Here is a 19,918-nt window from a genome sequence, read left to right as displayed (position 1 = left end):
CGTTGGTGAGCCGGAACGGCAGCGCGACCTCGCCCGCTACGTTTTCTCGCACCCAGCGCCTCCCGACCTCTTCACCGATTGGGGACCGGCAGATCACCGGCTGCGCGCCATTGTCCGCCGAAGGACAGCCCTTGGCACGCCGGTGATGCGGCAGTGCGATGGCTGCGCGCCACACCGCCTGCCACAGCCGGGAGTAATCTGAGACATACCGAGAACTTCCGGGCGCACTATGACGACCGCGCCGTTCCCGGCGAGTGACACGACACGGGCAGCCGGAAACCGCACGGCCCGGAACGGGATCGCACGATGAACGCCATCACAAAGCCTGCCGAGGCTACGGCGCCAGGTGACGGACACTCCTACCGCATGCGCTTGCCCCGGCTGCGCCTCACGCCGGACGTCAGCCATGGCCCGCTGGACGGCGCATGGTGGCCGCGCTGCGATGCACTGGAACTGGAGCTGCCCGTACTGGTCGGCTCCTTGGATCCGGGTATCGGCACCATCACCCGCGTGACCGTGGGGACGGCCGCTTGGCCCGATGCCCCGCAGGAGGTGATGGCACCCGGCCACGTGATCGAGGTGGTGCTGACTGATTCCGCCGCCGAGGCGCATGCCATCACCGTGGACTGCGGCACCGTGGGGCGCTGGGAACTGCTGGTGATCCCCCCGGACGAGCCGGCCCGAGTGGCCACCCGGCTGCTGACCGCTGCCGCCGACCCCGCGAACCCACTGTCGGCTCCGCGCCTGCTGGCACTCGCCGAGAGCGGCCTCGATGGACAGGACGCATGGGAGTCGGAAGGAGGAGCGGGACCCAGGTGAACAGCCCGGCCGGCTCCGCCCGACCGGCGGGCCGGGCAACCACGACCGCATGATGGAGCCATGGCACCGACAGATCCGTTGTCATGCCGGCCCGCATCCGCCCGAAGCGTGACCGCGGAAGGTGAGGGGATGGCGGCAGGACGGCGCCCGGACCGGTCCGAAAGCCTCGGGGAAGCGCTCCTCGGAAAGATTCTCGACAGCGCGCACGAACTACCGCCCCATCTCATCGGGCCCCTGGTCGCCGACGTGGTGGACCGGCTCGGTGGCCGCCGTCCGCAGGTGCTGTTGCAGGACTACGGCCAGTTGGTGCTCGTACCGCTGCCCGGTGAGGGACTCACCGGCGGGGAACCCCAGGTGATCGACGACTCCGAGGCGGGCCGCTGCTTTCTCGACGCCGTCCCTGTCGAGGTGCCCCAGGAGGACGGCGTCCGGGTCCATCTGCCCCTGCTGGATGGCGGTGACCAGGTGGGGGTCATGGCGGTGACGCTGGACAGCGTCGACGACGACGACCGCCGCCTGCTGCTCAGAATCTCCGGCCTGGTGGCCGACCTTCTGGTGACCAAGCACGGCTATTCCGACCTGTTCTTCGACGTCCGACGCGATGAGGGGATGAGCGTCGCGGCGGAGGTCCAGTGGTCCCTGCTGCCGCCGCTGGCGATGATCATGCCTCGGGTCGCCGTGGCCGGGATCCTGGAACCCGCCTACGACGTGGGCGGCGACAGCTTCGACTACGCGCTGAACGGCGACGTCCTCCACGTGGTCATGATCGACGCCATGGGGCACGGACTGGACGCGGCCACGATGGCCACCGTGGCCATCGGCGCCTACCGCCACGCCCGCCGCGCCGGCATCGGACTGTCGGGGATCTACGCGTTCATGGACCGCGCAGTGGCCGAGCAGTTCGGTCCCGAGCATTTCGTCACCGCGCAGATGATGCAGCTGGACACGACGACGGGACGGGTGCAGTGGGTCAACGCAGGACACCCGCCGCCGATCCTCGTCCGCGACCACCGCGTCGCACAGCGTCTGGTCGGCCCGACGACCCTTCCCGTCGGTCTGGGCGGTTCGGAGCCTCGGGTGAGTGAACTGGGGCTGGTGCGCGGGGACCGAGTCCTCTGCTTCACCGACGGAGTGGTCGAGGAACACAGGAGCGGCGGGGAGGAGTTCGGGGAGGACCAGCTGATCGACTGTGTGAACCATCTGGAGAGGACCGGCCGCGGCATCCGGGCGGTGACGCGCTCCCTGTCCCACACACTCAAACGGGCGCGGGGCGGACAGACCAGCGACGACGCGACGCTGCTCATGGTGGAGTGGCGCGGCTGACCTCTCGTCCCCACCGTCCGTCACCGTTGCACGGCGGCGGGTACCGCACATCCGTGCGGCTACTGCCCCTCGCCGTCGGTGAACGCGGAGTAGTGTGGGCGGTACCAAGGGCATCTCGCACACCGGCTTCCACGCCGGGTCGTCCCCGGCGAAGGATGCCACCCGGGCCGCGGCACAGGTGGCCCCTCAGTGAGTCCCCCGGGCTTCCTTCTCCTGAGACTTGGTGCAGCCGACGACTTCGTCCCCGGCGATGAGCGCCCCGACGGTGGCGAGCTTCACGTCTCCGGAGCGGTCGATGATGATCAGGCCGTGAACGCGCCCCACCTCGTCGCCCTCGTCCGCGCCGGAGCCCGCTTCGAACGAGGCCAGCTCGTCGAACGACCCACGACGGTCGCGGCGTGAGTACCCTCGCGGCCCAGGCCATCAGCACCGGCAGGCTGGACCTGCTGCCGCTGCACATCGAGCACGCCGAGGAGATGGCCACGGTGCTGTCCGACCCGGCCCTGCACACCTTCATCGGCGGCACTCCGGAGACCCCGCAAGCCCTGCGCTCGCGCTACCAGCGCATGACCGCAGGCTCTCCCGATCCGGCCGTGTCCTGGCTGAACTGGGTGATCAGGCTCCGTGATGAGTCCTGCCTGACGGGCACCGTCCAGGCGACGGTCAGTCCCTCCGGCCACGGCACCATCGCCGAGATCGCCTGGGTCGTGGGGACTCCGTGGCAGGGAAGAGGCATCGCCACCGAAGCGGCCCGGAAACTCGTCCTCTGGCTCGGCCAACAGCCGGTGCACACCGTCATCGCGCACATCCACCCCGAGCATCGGGCATCCGCTGCCGTCGCCACTGCCGCCGGGCTCACACCCACCGACGAATGGCATGAAGGCGAGATCCGATGGCACCGGAGCATCAGACGATGACTTCACCGATCCACGGGTCCTGACTATTACTCGTGTCAGGATCACCGGCATGTCTGAGGTAGAGATGACGGGCACCCCACACGCTGGGCAGGCCGGTCAGCTGTCGGTCGCGACCACCACCATTGACGGCATTCGCGTGGTGACCCTGACGGGGGAGATCGACCACCACACCGGCGACCCCCTCCGCCAGGCCCTCGACGCCTCCGACACCCCACGCCCCCGCATCGTGGTCGACATGCACCAGGTCACCTTCATGGACTCCAGCGGCATCAACATCTTCGTCGCCTGCCATCAGCAGGTCAGCGAGGCACAAGGGTGGGTACGGATCGCCGGCGCCCAGCAGCCCGTCCTGCGCATTGTGGAACTGGTCGGCATCGACGCCCTCATCACCTGTCACCCAAGCGTCGAGCAGGCCCTGAGCGGCTGACCGACCCTGACAGAGCCTGTCCGAGGCGTCCTCGTGGCAGAGGCGACAAAGGGGGGCGGTGACGGGTCTGTGGCCCGCCACCGCGCAAGAGGTGTCAGCGGTCATGTAATTCCCCAGGATCTTCATGATCAGCGTCAAGTAATTCCCCACCTGGGCAGAGGCCGTGACGGGCCGCCCGACGGCTGAGTGTGCGGCTGGTCCGGTCAGTCAAGGGCGCCTTCGACGGCGCTCCGACGGCGCTCCGCGCTGGCCTTGCGGCCACCCTGGACAGCCCTGACCAGCCTGAACGACGGCCTGGCCATCGGGCGGCCCGGGAACCTCTGGCGCCCTGGGGATCTCGGCGCACGGTCACCGTCCCCACGTCCCCGAGGCCGGCGACGTCAGCGTCCCCCTGGCCCATTACGTGACGTTCGTGATGGGGAATTGGCTCACCGTCGACAAGGGGCACCAGGTACACCGTCCCCCGCCTGCTGTCAGGGTGGCGGTGCTCTGTTGGGGCGCTCCCCGACTGCGATAATGCTCCTGCACCCGCCGGCAGCCTCGGCCACCCGGGCAGAGGGCTGCCGGCCACTGCGGCCGTTCGCGGCCGGCCCCGCCCTGTCGGCGGCCGGACAGCGGGGCCGCGAGGGGAGGCAGCGGTAGCCGGACAGCACATCCAGCCGTTGGTAGACGGGGATGCACGGTCTCCTTGTTACTCCACGCGATGTGGCTTGTGGTGGGCAACCCTGAGGCGGACATCGGTAGACATCCCTGGAAGGCCGGTAGAGCGACGAGCCGTGCTGAGCGGGCCTTCGCAAAGGGCGTCGAGCGTGGCACTGGGCACGCCGTCAGGGGCGAGGGTGAGCGTGACGTGGGCGCGGGGGTGGGCGGGCCGGCCGGTGATGCGTACGGCCGCACGCTCGACACCCGGCAGGGCACTGGTTTCGGCCGCGATCGCGTCGCTGAGCGCGCGGTCGCGCAGTTCGACGCCCTGCTGCGGTGGTGTGCCTCCGACGGGCAGCCCTCCGGGCCGGCGTCGGCTCAGCTGGGTGAGCAGCCACCACAGGGCGAGCAGGGCGGCGAGGGCGAGGGCGGCGATGACCGCGGGCCACCACCACCAGCCCTGGCCGCTCCAGCGGGCCCGGTCGGCGGAGCCGAGCAGGACGTCGTCCGGGGTCATCAGGGGCCAGCCCGAGGGCGGGATCAGATCGTGTCGCCGGTAGAGGTCGAACCCGGCGAAGAGGATCAGCAGTGCGCCGCCGAGCAGGAGCAGGCCGGCGAGGGCCAGCAGAGTGCGGTTGAGTGCGGATCGCGACGTCATAGCGGACTCCCCGGTGCTGCGGTTGTGGGTCAGCCGGTGTGTTGGCGCACCCGTACGACGATGCGGGGAGAACGGGCGAGGGCCAGCCGGTCGCGTTCCTCGTCGAGGACGGCGGTGAGGTCGTCCTTCACCTGCCGGGGGTCACGGAAGCGGACGTCCGCGCGCGCTTTGATGCGGTGACGGCGCACCCGGATGCGTGCTGCACCGACTCCGGGGACCCGCAGCGCGGCGTCACGCAGCAGGCTGGCGGCGCCGTCGCGGTCCAGGGATGCCCGCAGCCGGGGGCAGCCGGTGGGGCAGCGCTGGGGCAGCCGGCGGCGTAGCCCGGGGGTGAGGGCCAGGACGATCAGACAGACGCCGACGGCAGCGGCCACGGCGGCTCCCGTGAGCATCCACACGTCGTTCACGGGGCGGGTGGCCAGTTCGTCGGCCAGGTGCCGTCGCCAGGCCGCCGCGGGGCGTCCCGCTCGTACGGCGATGACGTCGACCAGCACCGCAACCGCCGCGACGAGGATCAGCAAGGCAACCAGCGCGGCCGGGATCCGGCGCGCGGACCACGGCCGGTGGGACCGGCGCCCTGCGTCGCGCCCACCGGATGTGAGGTCCGGGCCGGGCGCGTCACGTTCGGGTAGTTCGGGCTCCTTGGTCAGCGGCACCGTGGCAGGTGCTGCGGACTGCGTGGGGTCGCGGCCGGAAGGGCCGGGGTCGGGTGTCATAGCGGTGCCCCTTCCTGCATGGCGTGCGCGGCGGACCGAGCTGCGTGGCCGCTCACCGGACCCGCCCCCGGCTCGTGTCGGCGACGGTCACCAGCCGCCGGACGGTGAGAAGAACCTCGCTTACCCGCAGGCCGGTCAGCTGGGCCACTTTCTCGGCGACGTCCTGCTGGATGCGCTCGCACACCCGGGGGATGTCGGTGGGGTAGGGCAGGTCCATGGTCAGGTGCAGGCGCACCGAACCGAGACGGACGGCGGCGGCGACGCTGGGTACCTCCGGGCTGCCCCGGTCGGGCGGTACGGCGGCGTGCCGGGACTGCGCCGTGTGTGCGGCATGGGCGGCGATACGGGCGACCACCCGGTCCGGGATGACGGTGGCGCCCCGCTCGGCAGGGGCCGGCAAGCCGGTGGTCCGCGCCGGCAAGGCGGAATCCTGGCCGGGGGAACCTGGCCCGCTCTTCACCGCTGCCTCCGGGTGCGGATGTCGAGGTCGCCCTGCACGACGAGGCCGACGATCAGCCCCGCCGCACCCAGGAAGAGAACCAGCAAAAAAGCCCAGAAGCCACCGAAGAAACCGGCGAAGCCCAGGGCCATGCCGGCCACGAGGCCCGTCATTGCTGCGTTCATCATGCACTCACCCCTCTCGCGGACGTACGTACGCCGCCGTCCGCGCGATCACCCGCGCCGCACGGGGCGCGGTGGTGGATCACCTCACGCGGCCCTCGTCCGGCTCGGCCTGTTCTTCCTCGTCAGGGAGGTGGACGTCGTCGACGGCGATGTTCACCTCGACGACCTCCAGTCCCGTCATCCGCTCCACGGCACCGATGACGTTGGTGCGTACGTCGCCGGCGACGTCCACGATGGAGACGCCGTACTCGACGACGACGTCCAGGTCCACCGCCGTCTGGCGCTCGCCGACCTCGACCTTCACTCCGCGCGTGACGGCTCCGACGCCGCCTCCGCCGGGGACGCGTTCCCGCATGGCGCCGAGAGCGCGGGCCATGCCCGCTCCCAGGTTGAAGATGCCCGGTACCTCGCGGGCGGCCATGCCCGCGATCTTGGCCACCACGCCGTCCGCGATGGTGGTCTTCCCCCGCGTCTCGGCCGGAGCCCCGGCCCCGGTACGGCCCTTCAGCGCGCTCACGCTCGCGTCCGTCCGGTTGCCCCCGCCGCCGCTGGTGGTGTGCTCCGTCATGGCGGTCGCCTCAATCGATAGGTCGGACACCGGTGTAGCGCCCGTCACAAGGTTGGACGTGCGGGGCGGCGGATGTCTCACGCCCCCGCGGCGGATATCTCACACACGTTGCGCATGACGTGCGTCGCAATGACCTCCTGGGTACCCGGACGGTCCGAGCCTCGTGCGGGGGCGCCATGATCGAACCCGCTGTACCCCCACCGCCGAACCGCGGCCTCTCGGAACGCGACCTGCCGGACCGGCTGCTGGCCGTACGGGCGGCCGAGGGGGACGAGGACTCCTTCGCTGTCCTCGTCCAGCGGCATGGCCGAGCCCTTCTTTCCCTGGCCCGCTGCATGGTCGGCAACACGCAGGACGCCGAGGAAGCGGTTCAGGACGCCTTCGTCAGCGCCTGGCGGCGACTTCCGGAATACCGTCACAGCGCGGAGTTCCGTACCTGGATGTACCGGATCACCGTCAACCGCTGCCTGACCATGCGCCGGCGCCGACCGCCGCCCGTCCCTTTGGAGACCGTCGTCGAGCCCGCGGCGCAAGACGCCTGGAGCCAGCCCACCCGGTCCGCCGAGCAGCAGGCGGCCACCTCCGCCCTGTCTCACGCGCTCGCCGAACTGGACGCCGACCAGCGGCTCTGCTGGATCCTGAGAGAAGTGCAGGGCCTGACCTACAAGGAGATCGCCCACGTGACGCGGAGCAGCGAACAGACGGTGCGGGGCAGACTGTTCAGGGCACGCCGATCCCTGCAGGAGGCGATGCGCCCATGGCGCTAGACGACCCGCACACGCGGCCCTCCGAACCCTCCGGAGCCGACGGGCCCCATACCGGCCCAGCCGCCGGCCTCCCCCCGTTCGCAGGTGATGAGGTACTGCCCTGCGGCCGACTGCTCAGCCGGGCATGGGAACAGGCCCGGGACGCGGCACCCACCGCGGACCCGCACACCCTCTCATGTCCCCACTGCGGCGAGGCCGTCAAGGGACTGGCCACGCTAAACGCGGCCACCCGGGCGCTGTGCGACGACGCTCCCGGCCTCCACGCACTCGCCGACCGCGTCATGAACATCGTCAGAGCAGAAGTACGGCTCGGGCGGCTGCTGCCTCTGGCCGACCCCGACCGGGGCCTGCGGATCTCCGAGAGCGCTGCGGCGAAGGTACTGCGGCAGGCCGCGGACACGGTCCCCGGTGCCAGGGCCGCAACCTGCCGGCTCACACCCGAGGGCGAAGGCACCGACGTGCGGGTGACCATGACCCTGGCCGCCGCCCTCGACGCCCCGCTGCCCGACCGGGTCCACCAGGTGCGCCGATGCGTCCTCCGCGCGGCCGTACAGGACCTGGGTCTTTCCGTGACGGCCGTGGACATCACCGTGGCCGACATCCTGGAACCGGAGCCGCTCCTCCCGCCGGGCGGTGGTCCACCATGACCGTCAACCGCACGACCACCCTCCTCGGCGTCGCGGCCGAAGCGGCCCTTACGGTTCCCGGCGTAAGGGGCCTGCATCCCCGTCTCTCCCGCCGCCTCGCGGCAGCCGCCGCCCCCACCCCGACGGACGCCGCGCCCTCTCACACATCGCCCGAGGCGGGTATCCGCGCCGACCGAGCACCCGATGGATCGGGATGGCACATCGAGGTCTGCTGCGTCCTGGCCGAGGGCCGGCGGGCGCTGGACGTCGCCCAGGACATCCACGACCACGTGGCGACCGCCGTCACCTCCCACCTCGCCGCCCTTGATGCCGCCGAGCGGGTCACCGTCACAGTCACCGTGACCCGTATCGCCATCTGGTACGACAGGGCATGAGACCGGCTGCGCTTTCCCTGTGCCAGCGTGCACTTCGCTGACCTCGGATGCGAGGCAGGCCGTCGTAGGCGGAGAGCCGGTACGCGACGGTGCGACGGGCCTCCTGCTCCTCGTCGCTGGCCCCGTCAGGGGTCAGTGGGAAGACCGCTGCCTCGTACATCGCGATGCTCAACAGGACCGTGTCGGCGATCCCTTCCGCATAGCCGTCGCCGCTGACGGCCTGGACGGAAGTCACCGCGGGCCGAGGGCGGACAAGCATGCCGAATCCCGCGCCCAGGCTGGTGGTAGTCGCGCCCACCACGGCGCCCACCCAACCGTCCAGGACGAAGCCGAAGCAGGCTCCGCTGCCCACCACGGACACCAGCACCGCGACGGTCATCACGTATACGCGGGTAAGGAGCGGAGTCGTCATGGCCAGCAGTATGCCCACGCTTTGGGAATGCGGCCGGGGCCCTCGTGTCGTTGGCGAGCGGAGTTGTACGTCGCTCGCCGGGCTATGCGCAGTCACTCGGGTGGCGGACCGTGCGGGTGGAGGGATGGGAGGTGACATGGACGCTGCCGGAGCCAATGCTGACCACCCCTGTGTCCGTGCCTGATCTGCGGCCTGGCTGTGCTGCGGAGCCGAAGTGGGACGGATTTCGGGCTCTCGTCTCCGTCGCCGCGGGCCAGGTGGTGCTGCGCTCCAGGCGCGGCACCGAGATGGGGCCGTCATTTCCAGAGGTCGTGGCCGGGGCCGTGCAGCTGCCGAACGCGACCTCGTTGGACGGCGAGCTGGTCGTATGGGACGCCGCGGGCCGCCTCGCGTTCGATCGGCTGCAGAACCGACTTCAGCGGCGCGGCGCCGGGGCGGCCCGGGCGGCTGGCGAGTGGCCGGCCCACTTCGTCGCGTTCGATCTGCTGCGGCTGTCCGGGACGGACACCACCTCCTGGCCGTACCGGCGGCGCAGGGCCGCGCTGGAGTCCGTGTTCGCCGCCCGAAAGCTGTCGGCGCCGTGGACGCTGTGTCCGTCGACCACCGAGGCCGACGTCGTGCGCGAGTGGCTGACGTGGGCGTCGGTCGGGATGGAGGGAGTGGTCTTCAAGAGGCTCAACGACGCCTACCGCCCATCGGTGAGGGGCTGGCAGAAATACAAGATCCGCGAGACGAGCGAGGCAACTCGGCGTTTTCTTTGCGGAGTTGGCGATTACGTTCTTCTCGGCCGTGCTGAGCAGGTCGGTCCGGTGGCCCTGATCGGCCTCGGCCTGGCGGACCCATTGCCGCAGGGCTTGCTTTGGATGCCCCCATCCCGGGCGACGTGCGCGACCGGACGGCCCTAGGTCCGAACCTCACGGATCGCTCGCTCACACAGTTCGTCGGGGTACTTCCGTGGGGCAGACATCGGACCTGTGTTCGCCCATCTGCCGAGGCGATCACGCCTGGCTTCCGGGCCGCTACAAAATCCGGGTCAGTCAACCCGAACTGCCGTCAGGCGCGTGCACACACATCCACGTGACAGCGCCGGCACCGGGGTAAACGCTGCTGCCTACCGCAGGTCCGGCGTCCGGGCTCGTTTGGCACAACGACGAATGCATGTGATCTACTTGTCCAAGCAATCATTGCTCAAGTGGCCACCGCGCACTCGGTCGTCTTCCGTGCGGCCCGAGGTGGGGGGTGTGCCGAATGATGAAGGGAGTCACAATGGACAACAGCATGGAGCAGGCTTTCGAGCTGGACGTCGTGGAGCTCGAGGAGGCGGATAACTCGACCGCCTCGGCCATGAGCGTCGCAGGCCCGACCTACAGCAGCCTGCCGAAGTGCCACATCATCTGATGTAAGTAGCACCGGCCGACTGGCCTGCCGTAATTGAGTTGGCCAGTCGGCTGGGTAAGGGATATGCGCATGTCTGCACCGGCCGGACACGACCGAACGTATCGATGTTCTGACGTCGTTCTACTGAGAGCCGCAATCCGGCCTGGCGTCGAGTTCCGTGAAAACAGCGAGTTGCATTTGCCCGTCCGCACTGACGAAACAGGGGCGGAGGTACTGCAGACGGTAGCGCAGGACCCGCTCCTGCGGGAGGCGTTGGCGGTCGCCACTCCCACGCTCAGCAGGGCGATCGATGATGCGCTGGCTACCGGACGGTTCCCGGCGGAAAAGGTCCGCCGAGCAGCGCGCGCGGTCGACCGCTACCGTCTGCGCATGGCGAGTCGGGCCACACCGTTCGGTATCTTCGCCGGAGTCGGCTCCGCCACGTTCGGGCCGGCGCCACGCGTCGACCTTGGGTCGGCGCACACGAAATCCGCGCGGGTCGACATGGAATGGCTCTTCGAAGTCGTCGTGGGGCTTGAACTCCGAACGGAGGTACTGCGGAGGCTGCGTGTGGTGGCGAACGATCTCTCCTTCGTCCGGGGCAATCGAGTAGTCATGCCTTATCCACTGAACACCGCAGCCGAACGCGGCTCGCGGGAGACTTCAGTACGGCGGACTCCGGTGACCGAGTTCGTGTTGGCCGAAGCCGAGCATCCAGTGATGTACGCGGATCTCGAGAAGGCACTCTCAGCCGAGTATCCTGGAGTTTCCGAAAAGGTCCTGACCAAGTTTCTGACGGACATGGTGAGAGCCGGGTTCCTGCTCTCCGAACTGCACCCGCCAGCAGGCTCGCCGGACGCTCTAACCCACGTTCTCGAGCTACTGACCGAGCACGTAGACCATTTCTCGCCGGAAGTCCGCGGCGTGGTGGAGGAGCTGACCGCCGTACGTCGTGGCCTTGCCGAGTACCAGTCAGCTGCTGTGGGCGAAGGACGAGACAGTCTGATGCGGCTCACCGAGCGGATGTCCGGACTCAAGGCCACCGACCGGATGGTACACGTGGACCTCGCCCTCGACGTCGAAGCCCGGCTGCCCGAGATCGTACGAACGGAGATCGAGCGAGCGGCAAGGCTGCTGTGCACGCCCTTCGGCCGTTCGAAGTCGGCCCTTGACGAGTACCACGCGGACTTCCTGGAGCGGTACGGAGAGGGACGCGTCGTGCCCCTGCGCGAGCTGCTCAACCCTGCCAGCGGCCTCGGCGCTCCGGCGGGTTACAAAATGCCCGCGAGCCCGCGCCGGCTGCGGGGCAGCTCGACGCCGACCACGGACTACGACCAGAGAATGCTTTCGCTGGCTTACGCGGCAGCGTTCGACCGGGCCCGCGAGGTCGAACTCGATCGCACCATGGTGGAATATCTAGCCTCTCTTGGCACGCCACCCGCGTCGTTCGACGTCCTCGCCCATCTGATGGCGGATTCGCTGGAGGGCGCGGCACAAGGATACTTCCGTCTGGTGATGTGCGGCGGCCGATCAGGAGCGGGGGCAATCGCCGGACGCTTCGCTCGCCTGCTGGGTGACGCCGGTGAGCGCATCGGCGCGACGGTCAGGGAACTTCCCGCCGCCAATCCCGACGCCGTTCGCGCGCAGTTGCTGTTCCCTGCTCGCCATGTTCGCGCCGCGAACGTGGCGCAGGTGCCCGTCTGGACCGATCATGTCGTCTCGTTCGGCACCTTCGCCGAACGCCGCCGGGACGATGTCCTGGGCATGTCGGATCTGGCTGTGGTGGCGGACTCAGACCGCATGGCCGTTGTCTCGGTGCGTTCGGGAGAGGAAGTCGTCGCGGTCTTGCCACATGCACTGACCGTCGAAAACTACGCGCCCAATGCGGCCCGGCTGCTGCTGGACATCGCGCACAGCAGCGACACCCAGCCGGGATGGAGTTGGGGGGTCGCGGAATCGCTTCCCTACCTGCCCCGCGTACGGTACGGCCGCGTGATCCTGTCCTCTGCGCAATGGACACCCAACGAGCCCAAACTGCGGTCGGTGAAGGCGTCGCCGGCCGATTGGCGCAGAGCCTTCGAGCGGTGGCGCGAGCAGTGGAACGTGCCGGACAGTGTGCAGGTCGTCGTCGGTGATCAGCGGATCGCACTCGACCTGCGATCGGCGTCCCATCTCGATGTGCTACGAAACGAACTGGTGCGTGAGCCCCACTCGTACCTCATGGAGATGCCCGCAGGAGGTGAGTACGGCACAGGCTGGCTGTCGTCGGGAGGCTCCGGCGGCGCCGGCCACGTCAACGAGCTCGGCTTCTCCCTGACCCCGGACGCGTCGGCCCAGCCCCGATCGGCTGCACCGCCACTGCTCACTCGCCCCGCACCGGACGAACGCAAGGTCTTCGCCCCCGGTTCCGAATGGCTGTACGCGAAGGTGTACTGCCCTGAGGAGCAGCTCGACGAAATCATCGCCGAGAGACTGCACACACTCCTGGATGTTCTCCCCGGTGCCGTGGACCGCTGGTTCTTCATCCGGTATCGCGACGACGCCGCCCATCTGCGCCTCCGCTTCCACGGCGAACCGGAAACTCTGACTGGTCGGCTCCTGCCGGCGCTCGGCTCCTGGGCAAACGGGTTGGCCAGGGCCGGCCTCGGCGGGCGACTCACCCTGGACACCTACGATCCGGAATACGAACGCTATGGCGGTGAGCACGCCATCGCCCCCGCCGAAGCCGCATTCCAGGCGGACAGCCAGGCCTGTTTGGAACAGCGGTCTTTGCTCGGCCGACGCGTCCTGCGCATCGACCCGACGGTCCTCGCGGCAGCCAACTATGCCGACCTCGCCTGCCGTCTCCTCGGCCAGGAAGCAGGGCTGGCCTGGCTGCTGAACGCGCGTGTCCCGGGAGCCCGCCCCCAACTCGACCCGATCCAGCGCAGGGAGGCTCGAGAGGTCATCGGGTCCGCCCTGGCTCAACGTCCTGCGTCGGGCCTGCCGGCCGGCCCGGAGCTGGACGACATCTGGCACCGCCGGGCGACGGCGGTCGAGCACTATGGACGCACGCTGCGGGAACTGGGACACGTTTCGGCAGTCGGTCCCCAGGACGCCCTCGCCTCGCTTCTTCACATGCATCACAACCGCCTGGTCGGAATCGATCCGCAGCGGGAAAGGCAGGCCTTGTGGATGGCCCAGGACGCGGCTCGCACACGGCGCCACATCGGGGGCGAGGCGAAATGACACCACGAGAGCGCGCCGCGCAGGCCGTGACAGCTGTCGCCGCGCGGTTCGCAGACCCGGAGGCCACAGCGGCGATGGGACGGACCCAGCCATCCGTCGCCCAGGAGCCCGCCAGCCTCGGCAGCGGTCACGCCGGCATGGCGTTGCTCTACTGTGAACTGGCGCACAGTGATCGGCGGTACCGGTCGGTTGCGCACGCCTGGCTGAGGAAGGCCTCCCAGGCGGGTGGCATGAGCGACACTCGTGGCCTCTTCTACGGTGCGCCTGCCCTCTCCTTCGCCGTGCACCGCGCTGTATGGCAGCCGGGCGACTACGCGAAGGCACTCTCCCGCATCGATGACAAGGTCGCTGAGTTGATCCAGGCGAGGGTCGCCGCAGTGTCGAGCTCGCGTGCGACCGACGGCGGCCGTATGCCGGCCGAGGAACACGACGTGGTATCGGGCCTCGCAGGACTGGGCGGTCACCTGCTGTGGGCGGCCCCGCATCGGGAGGATCTGCTCCACCCTGTGCTCGAGTCGCTCGTGGCACTGACCCGACCGTTCGGAGCCGGACACGCGACCGCGCCCGACCGGCGGGCACTCGTGTCGTCCACAGCCCGCACCCCCTCACCCTCCCAACAGTGGCGCGTCCGCATCGGGATGGCGCACGGCGTCGCCGGGCCGCTGGCACTCCTCGCGCTGGCCTGGGAACAGGGGAAGCGGACTAGCGGGATGGACACGGCGATACACACCCTTGCGGGCTGGTTGCTCGACCGCCGCCTCCCCGGTGCCTCCTGCGGGCTCTGGCCCGCGGAAGTCGGCGCGGACGGCAGCTCACTGCCACCCCGGCACTCATGGTGCCACGGCACACCGGGAGTTGCACGAGCCCTCTATCTCGCGGGGCGAGCACTCTCGGTGGACGACTGGCAGGCACAGGCTCTCACCGTCTTCAGATCCATGGTCGCTGATCCTGTGCCGGAGCCCAAGTCGGCCGGACTGTGCCATGGCTGGGCCGGCCTGCTTCATGCCGCGTGGCTCACAGCTTTCGAAAGCTCGGACGAGGAGCTCAGCGCTGCGCTCCCCGGCATCGTGGAGCGAGTCCTGGAGGCTGCCGACTCCATGGGTTCGTGCGGACAGGACGGGGCTGCCCGACCGGCGGCCGACGAGGACCGGATCGGCTTCCTGGAGGGTGCCGCTGGCGTCGCTCTGGCGCTGCATGCCTTTGCAACCGCCGCCCCCCCGGCCTCGCGCTGGGACCGGGCTCTCATGCTCGCGTGACCGTTAGGGGACCGACGTGGCGGCCCCACGACGCCCCGCCTGCTCCCCCGGAGCCGCATACCTTCGCCACCGCTGCGTCGCGACGGACTCCGCTCGGCCTTACAGGGACAGCAGATCCACAAACACCCTGCCAGACCTGCTCAAGGAATTGGATCCAGACCCATGTTCCGCCCTCTCCGCGACAAATCCTCGTCGGCGGGCAAGTATCTGCTGTGGCTGGCGTGCCGCCAGAAGGCCACCCTCGCGCTCGGAATACTCTTCGGCACGCTGTGGCTGGTCTCGCGGGTGCTGCTCGCCACAGCGATCGGAAGGGCCATCGACACAGGCGTCGTGGGTCATGACACCTCTGCTCTGGTTCGCTGGTCCCTCACCATCCTTTTGCTCGCGGCCGTCATCGCTGTCTCGACCGTCCTGCTGTACCGCAACGCGCTGATCACCCATTCAGTCAGTGGATATCTGACCCTGAGAACCGTCGTCAGGCAGGTCGGTCGGCTGGGGGCAACCCTCCCGAGGCACACTGAAGCGGGCAATGTAGTCGCAATCGGCACATCGGACATGGCCCGGATCGGAAGCGCGCTGTCCGTCACACCACGGCTTGCGGGATCTGCTGTCGCGACCGTTGTCGCCGTGGTCATGATGTTGAGAACGTCCCTGTCACTGGGACTTTCGGTCCTCCTGGCCGTTCCGGCGCTGAGCGCTCTGGCCAGCCTTCTGCTGAGGCCCCTGCACCGTCGACAGCAGCGTTACCGAATCATCCAGGGTCAGCTCACCGGCCGTACACTCGACCTCGGCTCGGGACTGCGCGTCCTGCGCGGCATCGGGGCCGAGCAGACGTTCCTGGCACGCCTCCGCCGTGATTCGGCGGAGCTTCGGGACGCGGACACCTCCGTGGCCCGGACCGAGGCGGGACTGTACGCGTCGCAAGTACTGCTCCCCGGCGTCCTCATCACGGCAGTGACCTTCGTCGCCGCGCGCCAAGCCCTCTCCGGCCAGCTGACCGTCGGCCAGGTCCTCGCGTTCACCAGCTACGCAGCCTTCCTCTCGACGCCGCTGACCACCGTGGTGAACGCTGTCGCCCGTATCACCCAAGGACTGGTCGCGGCCCGCCGTGTGGTGCACGTGCTCAGCCTCGAACCGGAGGTGCAGCAACTCCTCGAGCCTGCTGCGCCGATCACAAGACCGGCTGCCGGAGCGGAGTCCGTGGTCGGCCTGACGGACCGCACTTCGGGACTGGCCATCCCCACCGGCTCGCTCTACGCGGTGGCCTGCGCGGATGACAAAGACGCGGCGGCACTGCCGCTACGGCTGGCGCGCCTGGAGGACAGTGGCGAACCCGCGCTCGACGGCCGGCCTCTTCGCTCGTTCCCCGTCGCCGAACTCCGTTCTCGCGTGCTGCTGGCACGCAACGACGACAGGCTGTTCGGCGGAGCGCTGCGTGACGTCCTGGCGCCGGAGGGCATCGAGAATGCCGAGGAGATCATGCAAGCCGTCCGAACCGCCAGTCTCGAGGATGTCCTCACCGTGCTGCCCGACGGCCTGGACACGGTGATCACCGACGACGGGCGGACGTTCTCGAGCGGTCAGTCGCAACGCCTGCGTCTGGCCCGGGCCCTGCTCAGGAAGGCCCCTGTCACCGTGCTCGTCGATCCGACCAATGCACTGGACGCTCACACCGAAATTCGTATCGCGAGGAATCTCGCCGGGCTGCACCGAGTCCCAGGCGGACGCGAGCGTGTGCCGGACACCTCCACCCTGTGCCCAACGACGGTGGTCTTCACGTCCAGCACCCCGCTGCTCGACCAAGCCCATCAGGTCGCCTACATGGAAAGCGGGCAGGTCAAGGCGGTCGGAACACACCGAGAACTGCTGTCCCTCGTTCCGGCCTATCGCGCCCTGGTGACGCGTGGCGAGGCCATGAAGAGCGGCATATGAGTCCTTCGCAGCTTCCGGTGGCAGACGGGCAGACCGTCCGTCGCTTTCTCAGCGCTTTGATGGCCCGTCACGTCCGGCACATCGCAGTCAACCTGGCTCTGTACGTGCTGGCCACCCTGACCGGACTGGCCGGTCCACGCCTCATCGGCGCTATCGTGGAGAGTGCTCGACACAACGCCACGGGACAACGGCTCAACCTGCTCATCACGGCTCTGGCCTGCTCGTTCCTCGCCCAGACGGTGCTCACCTACTATGCCTTCGGCGCCGCAGGCCGCTTCGGCGCCGTCCTCATGGCGGAACTACGCGAAGAATTCGCGAGCCGGGTGCTTGCGTTGCCGGCAGTCGCCGTCGAGGGTGCGGGCCAGGGCGACCTGGTCACCCGCGTCTCGCGCGATGTCGACTCCCTGCGGCAGGCCGCACAGATGGCGATACCGCAGATCGCTGTGTCGGCAGTGACCATCCTGTTCACCGCGGGCGCGGCAGTGATCACCGCCCCGCTGCCAGCGCTCGCCCTGCTCATCTCGCTCCCACCGATTGTTCTGGTCTCGCGCTGGTATCTGCGCCGCGCCCCGGCTGGATACCTGCGCGAAGCGGCCGCCTACGCCGAAATCAACGAGAACCTGACCGCCACTGTGATGGGGGCGTCGACCATTGACGCCTACGGACTGCAGCGTCAGCGAGCCGAGACGGCAGACAAGGTCATCGCCACGTCCTACGCCGCAGTGCGATACACCCTGCGACTGAAATCCGTCCTCTTCCCGCTGCAAGAATTCCTCTTCCTGCTTCCGGTCGCCGCCGCGTTGCTGCTCGGTGGGCTTGCCCACAGCCGGGGGTGGGCCAATCTCGCCGATGTCATTGCCGTGATCCTCTACATCCGGCAACTCACCACCGCCCTCGAATCGCTTTTGGACTGGCTGGACACCCTCCAGTCCAGCGGTGCGTCACTCGCACGGCTGCTTGGGGTGGCCTGGACATCAGCAGATCGACCGACTGCTTCCCTCGCCTTGCGCAACCCACCCGAACTCGCCGTCCGGGACGTGCGCTTCGCCTACAGCGAGGGCAGGGACGTACTCCGCGGAGTCGATCTGGTGGTCCAGCCGGGCGAACGACTGGCTATCGTCGGGCCGTCCGGTGCCGGCAAGTCGACGCTCGGCCAACTGCTCGCCGGAGAGCTCCACCCGGGCGAAGGGTCGATCACCCTGGGCGGCGTTCCGCTGAACGAAATCCCCCCCGAGGACCTGCGCAAAGCAATGGTTCTCGTCCCACAGAACCATTACGTCTTCGCAGCGACCCTGGGCGAGAATCTCCGCCTGGCAGCGAGCGACGCCTCTGACGAACTGTTGTGGAGCACTCTGGGGTACGTGGGGCTGGCCGAGTGGGCGCGATCCCTGACGAACGGGCTCGAGACCCGTATAGGCAGCGGAGGCGAAAACCTGAGTGCCGCGCAGGCGCAGCAACTGACACTGGCCCGATTGCTGCTGATCGATCCGGCAGTGCTCATCCTCGATGAGGCGACAGCGTCGCTCAACCCGCGAACCGCCGCCCAACTCGAGCGTGACCTTGTGCGGGCACTCAAGGGCAGGACCGTCATAGCCATCGCTCACGATCTGCACACCGCGCGTCACGCGGATCGGGTGGCCGTCGTCGAAGCCGGCCGGATCATCGAAACCGGCTCGCATCAGGAACTGCTTGATGCGGGCGGCGCCTACGCCGACTTGTGGAGAAGTTGGACATGAGGAGCCGATGCCATGTCGGACACGAAAGGAATGGACATGACACACCGAAATTCCAGCTCACTCGCCCGGTGGGTGGGGGACTGGTCCGGCTTCGTCTCGGACTCTTGGCAAACGCGCCCTCGGGTGTACCGCCCGGATCCCCAAGCGGCCTCCCCCTTCGGACTCCGGGACATCGACAGCGCTCTGGCGACCGGGATGCTGCGCGTGCCCCATTTCGAGATGGCCCGCGCCGGCCAACGAATCGATCCGCGGTCCTACAGCTCGTCGCGCACGATCGCCCAGACCGCATATGACGGCTATGCAGACGAGCGCAAGATAGCGTCGATGCTGGAGACCGGCCACACACTGCTGCTGCGCAACGTTGACCAGTGGCACGGGGCTACCCGCGATCTCGTGGCCGAGCTGATCGAAGATCTGGGGCGACTCGTAGAGGCATTCTTCTTCGTAACGCCCCCTCTCAGTCAGGGACTCTCACTGCACCGGGACGATGCAGACGTGTTCGTCGTGCAGGTGTCCGGGAGCAAGACCTGGTACGTACACGGGGGTCCCGAGGGCGACTGGACACCGGACAAGGTGGCCGAGGACGACAATCCACCGCTGTTGCTCCACACCACTCTCCGTGCGGGAGAGGTCCTGTACATTCCACGGGCGTTCGCCCACCGTGCCACCAGCGACGACACGCTGTCCGCCCACCTGTCGCTCACCATCCGCGACGTCGCGGTGCAGGACCTCTACCGGGCGCTGCAACAGGAGATCATCGGAGATCTCCGGAAGCTGGTGCAGCGCCCCCTCGGGGACAATGCGATCGCTCACACTGCCGCATCGATGCTCGACCTGGTCCGAGCGAGATTCCATGAGCTCACCTCCGAGGACCTGGTCCGCGCCGCGCGCCGGGCACAGTGCGGGCAGCGTCCCGGACCGCGCACGGGACTGTCCCTGAGCAAGCTTGCAGACACCACCACGTGCGGCGTAGTCCGGCAGCCTCCGGGCATGGTCGAACCTGGGCCCACCAATCAGCCTTCGGTCGACCGGTCCTGAGACGCCATCCGCTTATCGATCATGGGGCTGGTCTGGTTGAGCTGGGTTCCTCATCGGTGATCGCGCGAGAGTCGGCGCAGCAGAGCCTCTTGGTAGCTAGGGGGTGCGAACCAAACCAGGCACCAGGAGGTCCTGTTGCCGCAGTCTTTCGCGCTCGTGTGCGTGGAGTCCAACACTCCGTCCCCATCGTGTGACTGCCTCGCGCTCAGGTTCGGCAATGCGGCAGACCGGCCGGACCATACGGCGTGTTATGCCTCCGACACGCCGGAGGCGGAGTGGCAGGTCATCCGGGCGGTGCTGCCGGTTCCGGCCTGGCTGGAGGGCCGGGGCGGGCGGCCGGAGGGGTACTGTCACCGCCTGATACTCGGCGCGGTGTGCTGCGTGGTCGACGACGGCGTCAAGGGTGATGGCGCTCTCTGAATCTCCCCATGATCAGCGCGGGGCCACCGCTATCAGG

At 68.8% G+C, this 19,918-nt stretch carries 20 protein-coding genes; 14 read left to right on the top strand and 6 right to left on the bottom strand.

The window, feature by feature from the left end; all coding sequences use genetic code 11:
- Window positions 1-306 precede the first annotated feature (306 nt).
- The 4 genes from ACZ5DC_RS37940 to ACZ5DC_RS37925 all read left to right on the top strand — a co-directional run bounded on the left by ACZ5DC_RS37940 (window position 307) and on the right by ACZ5DC_RS37925 (window position 3,486).
- On the top strand, window positions 307-819 hold the full coding sequence (locus ACZ5DC_RS37940) for a DUF5994 family protein (RefSeq protein WP_468660604.1): 513 nt from the start codon (window positions 307-309) through the stop codon (window positions 817-819).
- Between the two features lie 129 nt (window positions 820-948).
- Complete coding sequence (locus ACZ5DC_RS37935; protein WP_468660602.1) at window positions 949-2,142, top strand: PP2C family protein-serine/threonine phosphatase; 1,194 nt, start codon at window positions 949-951, stop codon at window positions 2,140-2,142.
- A 398-nt stretch (window positions 2,143-2,540) separates the two neighbouring features.
- Complete coding sequence (locus ACZ5DC_RS37930; RefSeq protein ID WP_468660600.1) at window positions 2,541-3,059, top strand: GNAT family N-acetyltransferase; 519 nt, start codon at window positions 2,541-2,543, stop codon at window positions 3,057-3,059.
- 49 nt (window positions 3,060-3,108) lie between these two features.
- Window positions 3,109-3,486 carry an STAS domain-containing protein gene (locus tag ACZ5DC_RS37925; protein WP_468660598.1) on the top strand — a complete coding sequence of 126 codons (378 nt, stop codon included), beginning with the start codon at window positions 3,109-3,111 and terminating at the stop codon, window positions 3,484-3,486.
- Between the two features lie 691 nt (window positions 3,487-4,177).
- Here the strand turns inward: ACZ5DC_RS37925 and ACZ5DC_RS37920 are convergent.
- From ACZ5DC_RS37920 to ACZ5DC_RS37900, 5 genes are all read right to left on the bottom strand, one after another.
- Entirely contained in the window at window positions 4,178-4,786 is a 609-nt protein-coding gene (locus tag ACZ5DC_RS37920; protein ID WP_468660596.1) for an alkaline shock response membrane anchor protein AmaP, read from the bottom strand.
- Window positions 4,787-4,815: 29 nt separating this feature from the next.
- Window positions 4,816-5,307 carry a DUF6286 domain-containing protein gene (locus tag ACZ5DC_RS37915; protein ID WP_468660595.1) on the bottom strand — a complete coding sequence of 164 codons (492 nt, stop codon included), beginning with the start codon at window positions 5,305-5,307 and terminating at the stop codon, window positions 4,816-4,818.
- Window positions 5,308-5,554: 247 nt separating this feature from the next.
- Window positions 5,555-5,923 (bottom strand): Asp23/Gls24 family envelope stress response protein, encoded by a 369-nt coding sequence (locus ACZ5DC_RS37910; protein ID WP_468660593.1) that lies wholly within the window; start codon window positions 5,921-5,923, stop codon window positions 5,555-5,557.
- Window positions 5,924-5,958: 35 nt separating this feature from the next.
- Complete coding sequence (locus ACZ5DC_RS37905) at window positions 5,959-6,129, bottom strand: hypothetical protein (RefSeq protein WP_468660635.1); 171 nt, start codon at window positions 6,127-6,129, stop codon at window positions 5,959-5,961.
- A gap of 76 nt (window positions 6,130-6,205) precedes the next feature.
- A complete protein-coding gene (locus ACZ5DC_RS37900) occupies window positions 6,206-6,694 on the bottom strand; it encodes an Asp23/Gls24 family envelope stress response protein (protein ID WP_468660591.1) in 489 nt (162 codons plus the stop codon).
- Between the two features lie 176 nt (window positions 6,695-6,870).
- Here ACZ5DC_RS37900 and ACZ5DC_RS37895 point away from each other — a divergent pair, with 176 nt between their 5' ends.
- The 3 genes from ACZ5DC_RS37895 to ACZ5DC_RS37885 all read left to right on the top strand — a co-directional run bounded on the left by ACZ5DC_RS37895 (window position 6,871) and on the right by ACZ5DC_RS37885 (window position 8,482).
- Window positions 6,871-7,461 carry an RNA polymerase sigma factor gene (locus ACZ5DC_RS37895; protein ID WP_468660589.1) on the top strand — a complete coding sequence of 197 codons (591 nt, stop codon included), beginning with the start codon at window positions 6,871-6,873 and terminating at the stop codon, window positions 7,459-7,461.
- Between the two features lie 281 nt (window positions 7,462-7,742).
- Window positions 7,743-8,108 carry a hypothetical protein gene (locus tag ACZ5DC_RS37890; protein ID WP_468660587.1) on the top strand — a complete coding sequence of 122 codons (366 nt, stop codon included), beginning with the start codon at window positions 7,743-7,745 and terminating at the stop codon, window positions 8,106-8,108.
- On the top strand, window positions 8,105-8,482 hold the full coding sequence (locus tag ACZ5DC_RS37885) for a hypothetical protein (RefSeq protein ID WP_468660585.1): 378 nt from the start codon (window positions 8,105-8,107) through the stop codon (window positions 8,480-8,482). Before ACZ5DC_RS37890 ends, ACZ5DC_RS37885 begins: the two co-directional genes overlap by 4 nt.
- On the opposite strand, the gene ACZ5DC_RS37880 is transcribed toward ACZ5DC_RS37885, so the two are convergent.
- Entirely contained in the window at window positions 8,442-8,894 is a 453-nt protein-coding gene (locus tag ACZ5DC_RS37880) for a hypothetical protein (protein WP_468660583.1), read from the bottom strand. The genes ACZ5DC_RS37885 and ACZ5DC_RS37880 overlap by 41 nt on opposite strands.
- 131 nt (window positions 8,895-9,025) lie before the next feature.
- On the opposite strand from ACZ5DC_RS37880, the gene ACZ5DC_RS37875 reads away from it, so the two are divergent.
- From ACZ5DC_RS37875 to ACZ5DC_RS37845, 7 genes are all read left to right on the top strand, one after another.
- Window positions 9,026-9,799, top strand: a complete 774-nt coding sequence (locus tag ACZ5DC_RS37875; protein ID WP_468660581.1) for an ATP-dependent DNA ligase — start codon at window positions 9,026-9,028, stop codon at window positions 9,797-9,799.
- A gap of 361 nt (window positions 9,800-10,160) precedes the next feature.
- The gene (locus ACZ5DC_RS37870) at window positions 10,161-10,292 is read left to right on the top strand and encodes a hypothetical protein (protein ID WP_468660579.1); all 132 of its coding nucleotides are present in this window, start codon (window positions 10,161-10,163) and stop codon (window positions 10,290-10,292) included.
- A gap of 69 nt (window positions 10,293-10,361) precedes the next feature.
- The gene (locus tag ACZ5DC_RS37865; protein ID WP_468660577.1) at window positions 10,362-13,499 is read left to right on the top strand and encodes a lantibiotic dehydratase; all 3,138 of its coding nucleotides are present in this window, start codon (window positions 10,362-10,364) and stop codon (window positions 13,497-13,499) included.
- The gene (locus tag ACZ5DC_RS37860) at window positions 13,496-14,755 is read left to right on the top strand and encodes a lanthionine synthetase C family protein (RefSeq protein WP_468660575.1); all 1,260 of its coding nucleotides are present in this window, start codon (window positions 13,496-13,498) and stop codon (window positions 14,753-14,755) included. The genes ACZ5DC_RS37865 and ACZ5DC_RS37860 overlap by 4 nt, the downstream gene beginning before the upstream one ends.
- A 162-nt stretch (window positions 14,756-14,917) precedes the next feature.
- Window positions 14,918-16,687 carry an ABC transporter transmembrane domain-containing protein gene (locus tag ACZ5DC_RS37855; RefSeq protein WP_468660573.1) on the top strand — a complete coding sequence of 590 codons (1,770 nt, stop codon included), beginning with the start codon at window positions 14,918-14,920 and terminating at the stop codon, window positions 16,685-16,687.
- Entirely contained in the window at window positions 16,684-18,423 is a 1,740-nt protein-coding gene (locus ACZ5DC_RS37850; RefSeq protein ID WP_468660571.1) for an ABC transporter ATP-binding protein, read from the top strand. The genes ACZ5DC_RS37855 and ACZ5DC_RS37850 overlap by 4 nt, the downstream gene beginning before the upstream one ends.
- 12 nt (window positions 18,424-18,435) lie before the next feature.
- Window positions 18,436-19,461: a JmjC domain-containing protein gene (locus ACZ5DC_RS37845; protein WP_468660569.1), complete on the top strand. Its 1,026-nt coding sequence runs from the start codon at window positions 18,436-18,438 to the stop codon at window positions 19,459-19,461.
- The last annotated feature ends 457 nt before the right edge of the window (window positions 19,462-19,918 follow it).

Source organism: Streptomyces sp. NPDC031445 (assembly GCF_055581365.1).
This window is presented reverse-complemented; position numbering and strand designations above follow the sequence as displayed.

Coding starts and splice junctions, on each gene's coding strand:
- ACZ5DC_RS37900 (WP_468660591.1), bottom strand. CDS start 6,694: ATGACGGAGCACACCACCAGCGGCGGCGGGGGCAACCGGACGGACGCG.
- ACZ5DC_RS37880 (WP_468660583.1), bottom strand. CDS start 8,894: ATGACGACTCCGCTCCTTACCCGCGTATACGTGATGACCGTCGCGGTG.
- ACZ5DC_RS37925 (WP_468660598.1), top strand. CDS start 3,109: ATGTCTGAGGTAGAGATGACGGGCACCCCACACGCTGGGCAGGCCGGT.
- ACZ5DC_RS37920 (WP_468660596.1), bottom strand. CDS start 4,786: ATGACGTCGCGATCCGCACTCAACCGCACTCTGCTGGCCCTCGCCGGC.
- ACZ5DC_RS37845 (WP_468660569.1), top strand. CDS start 18,436: ATGTCGGACACGAAAGGAATGGACATGACACACCGAAATTCCAGCTCA.
- ACZ5DC_RS37940 (WP_468660604.1), top strand. CDS start 307: ATGAACGCCATCACAAAGCCTGCCGAGGCTACGGCGCCAGGTGACGGA.
- ACZ5DC_RS37855 (WP_468660573.1), top strand. CDS start 14,918: ATGTTCCGCCCTCTCCGCGACAAATCCTCGTCGGCGGGCAAGTATCTG.
- ACZ5DC_RS37935 (WP_468660602.1), top strand. CDS start 949: ATGGCGGCAGGACGGCGCCCGGACCGGTCCGAAAGCCTCGGGGAAGCG.
- ACZ5DC_RS37895 (WP_468660589.1), top strand. CDS start 6,871: ATGATCGAACCCGCTGTACCCCCACCGCCGAACCGCGGCCTCTCGGAA.
- ACZ5DC_RS37850 (WP_468660571.1), top strand. CDS start 16,684: ATGAGTCCTTCGCAGCTTCCGGTGGCAGACGGGCAGACCGTCCGTCGC.
- ACZ5DC_RS37870 (WP_468660579.1), top strand. CDS start 10,161: ATGGACAACAGCATGGAGCAGGCTTTCGAGCTGGACGTCGTGGAGCTC.
- ACZ5DC_RS37890 (WP_468660587.1), top strand. CDS start 7,743: ATGAACATCGTCAGAGCAGAAGTACGGCTCGGGCGGCTGCTGCCTCTG.
- ACZ5DC_RS37905 (WP_468660635.1), bottom strand. CDS start 6,129: ATGATGAACGCAGCAATGACGGGCCTCGTGGCCGGCATGGCCCTGGGC.
- ACZ5DC_RS37885 (WP_468660585.1), top strand. CDS start 8,105: ATGACCGTCAACCGCACGACCACCCTCCTCGGCGTCGCGGCCGAAGCG.
- ACZ5DC_RS37865 (WP_468660577.1), top strand. CDS start 10,362: ATGTCTGCACCGGCCGGACACGACCGAACGTATCGATGTTCTGACGTC.
- ACZ5DC_RS37860 (WP_468660575.1), top strand. CDS start 13,496: ATGACACCACGAGAGCGCGCCGCGCAGGCCGTGACAGCTGTCGCCGCG.